Source organism: Herbaspirillum sp. B65, assembly GCF_000333555.1.
In the GTDB taxonomy this organism is placed as follows: domain Bacteria; phylum Pseudomonadota; class Gammaproteobacteria; order Burkholderiales; family Burkholderiaceae_D; genus Herbaspirillum; species Herbaspirillum rubrisubalbicans.
Window position 1 is genome coordinate 1 of record NZ_BADI01000808.1, and the last position, 2459, is coordinate 2459.

2 protein-coding genes and 1 pseudogene are annotated in these 2459 nt (G+C 65.3%); 2 read left to right on the forward strand and 1 reads right to left on the reverse strand.

Annotation, left to right across the window (positions count from 1 at the left end):
- Together I5W_RS19320 and I5W_RS19325 are read left to right on the forward strand one after the other, a co-directional pair.
- A partial coding sequence (locus I5W_RS19320) for a putative inorganic carbon transporter subunit DabA (protein ID WP_044530442.1) occupies positions 1 to 1315 on the forward strand: 1315 nt, incomplete at its 5' end.
- A gap of 113 nt (positions 1316 to 1428) precedes the next feature.
- A complete protein-coding gene (locus I5W_RS19325) occupies positions 1429 to 1797 on the forward strand; it encodes a hypothetical protein (protein ID WP_044530443.1) in 369 nt (122 codons plus the stop codon).
- A 138-nt stretch (positions 1798 to 1935) separates the two neighbouring features.
- Here I5W_RS19325 and I5W_RS19330 read toward each other — a convergent pair.
- A pseudogene (locus I5W_RS19330) lies at positions 1936 to 2459 on the reverse strand (MFS transporter); the annotation flags it as partial.

A 2459-nucleotide genomic window follows, 5' to 3' on the forward strand; every position in this document is an offset into this window, starting at 1 on the left:
TCGGGCTGCTGGGCCGGCTTATCAGGTACAGGACGTGGTCGCCCCCTCCGGCGCCGCCGATAGTGGCGTGCTGGCCGAGGCGGTGGCCCGCGCCCGGCGCAAGACCCTGGCGTTCCAGGATCAATGGCAGGGCAATACGCGCTGGCCGGGCTCGGCGTTTTCCTTCGTCGAGGTGGCTGGCGTGACGGCCCTGGGGGGCTTGTGGAAGTGGTTGCGCCCCGGCCAGGGTGAGCGGGCGCGGGATGACCTGGCCGGTTTGCCGGCCCGCTACCGCGAGCTCTGCCGTCCGCAACTGGTGGGCGTGGCGCTGGCCGAGAAGGTAGCGCTGGCCGAGCGCGTGCTGCACGCCATGGGCCTGGACCGGCAGGTGGCGCCGCTGGTGCTGCTGGTGGGTCATGGCAGCCAGACCACCAACAATGCCCATGCCGCGGCGCTGGACTGCGGCGCCTGCTGTGGCCAGACCGGCGAGGTCAATGCGCGCACGCTGGCGCAGTTGCTCAATGAGCGCGAGGTACGGCGTGGGCTGCTGGAGCGGCAGATCTTCATCCCCGAGGACAGTCACTTCCTGGCCGTGCTGCACAACACCACCACCGATGAAATCGAAGCCTTCGACCTGGATCTGTTGCCGCCGGCGGCGCAAGCGCGCTGGCAAGCCCTGCAACCGCTGCTGGCCGAGGCCGGCGACCGCGTGCGGCGCGAGCGTGCGCCGCGCCTGGGCCTGGCCGATGCCGCGCTGGATGCACCGGCCTTGCTCAAGCAATTGCGCCGGCGCGCCAACGATGGCGCCCAGCCCCGTCCCGAGTGGGGCCTGACCGGCAATGCCGCCTTCGTCATCGCGCCCCGTGCGCGCAGCCGCGGGCTGGACCTGGGCGGGCGCTGCTTCCTGCATGACTACCAGGCCAGCCAGGACAGCGACGGCAGCGTGCTGGAATTGCTGATGACTGCCCCCATGCTGGTGACCCACTGGATCAACTGGCAATATCACGCCTCCACCAGCGACCCGGCGCGCCTGGGCAGCGGCAACAAGCTGCTGCATAACGTGGTGGGCGGCACCATCGGCGTATTCGAGGGCAATGGCGGCGACCTGCGTATCGGCCTGGCGCGCCAGTCCTTGCATGATGGTCGCCAGTGGGTGCATGAACCCTTGCGCCTGACGGTGGTGATCGACGCCGCGCAAGCAGCCATCGATGCCATCGTCAGCCGCCATGCCATCGTGCGCCAGTTGCTGGAGCATGGGTGGCTGCATCTGTGGCGCTTTAGTGAAGAAGGTTTCGAGCAATGGCGGCGCGAGGGCTGGAAGTCGCTGGCACTGTGAATTTTCTTGCAGGGGTGCCCACTTCAATACGCGCACTGGCCCGGTACACCTGCTGCGCGAGGCCATCCACGGCTACAATCTGGGGCCAGTAGACAAGCGATGAGATCCCCGAGATGAAGACCTATACCGTTGTGCCATGGCTGGTCGCGCTGCTGGCGCTGTCCGGCTGCGCCACCGAAGCCTACCGCGCCACCGAGAACCTGTGCGCGCCGGCCGCCTATGCGCAGTATCCGGTGATCCAGCAGACCCGCATGGAAATGCGCAGCCGCCCGATCCTGGTACCCACCGGACAGACCCGTTGCTCCTCGGTGACCAATGGCAACCGTACCGATACGGTGTGCCAGGACATCATGCGTACCGAATACCAGCCTTATCCGGTCTACGTCACCGTTGACATCAACGAATACGGCCGTAACCAGGTCATCACCGCCTGCGCACGCAACCAGTGCATGAAGACGCACGGTAATCCTGATTGCAAGTAAGCCGCCAAGGTGTTGCCACTGCTTGATGTCATGTCGGCCTGCTCAAGCATCGGTTTTGCAGGCAACTAGAACCCATTTCATAAATAAGCGTGAGATGCGTTCTAGCTGGTAGCAAGAACTTGAGGGCAGAGGCCTGGATCACCCTTGTTCCATCGGAGCCCGGTTCTGTCGTTGGCCAATCAGGTAGACCAGAGCAACGAGCGCCGCCATGAATCCAGAAGCTGCGCCCACACCCAACGCCCAACGCGGACCGAACGCATCTGCGATCCAGCCGACAATGGGCGCGCCGACCGGTGTGGCGCCCACGCCGATTGCCAGACGCAGCGCCATGACTCGCCCGCGCATCGCTGGCGCGGTTGATAGTTGCATCAGGCTGCTCGTAGCATTGACAAAGGTCAGGCCCGCCACCCCGATGACGACCAGTGTGGTGCCGAAGAGTCGGGCGTCTGGCGTTATCGCAGCACAAGCAAAGCCGACCCCGAACGTCGCGGCACCGGTCAGCAAGAGTGCGAACCGCGGCTTCTCGCGTCCGGCGGCCAGTAGCGCACCTGCAAGCGTTCCTACTGCCATGACCGAGGTCAGGAAACCGTACTGATCCGATCCCCCCTGGAAGACCTACAGCGGACATGGTGGATATGAAGATCGGGAAATTCAGCCCGAAC

Coding starts and splice junctions, on each gene's coding strand:
- I5W_RS19325 (WP_044530443.1), top strand. CDS start 1,429: ATGAAGACCTATACCGTTGTGCCATGGCTGGTCGCGCTGCTGGCGCTG.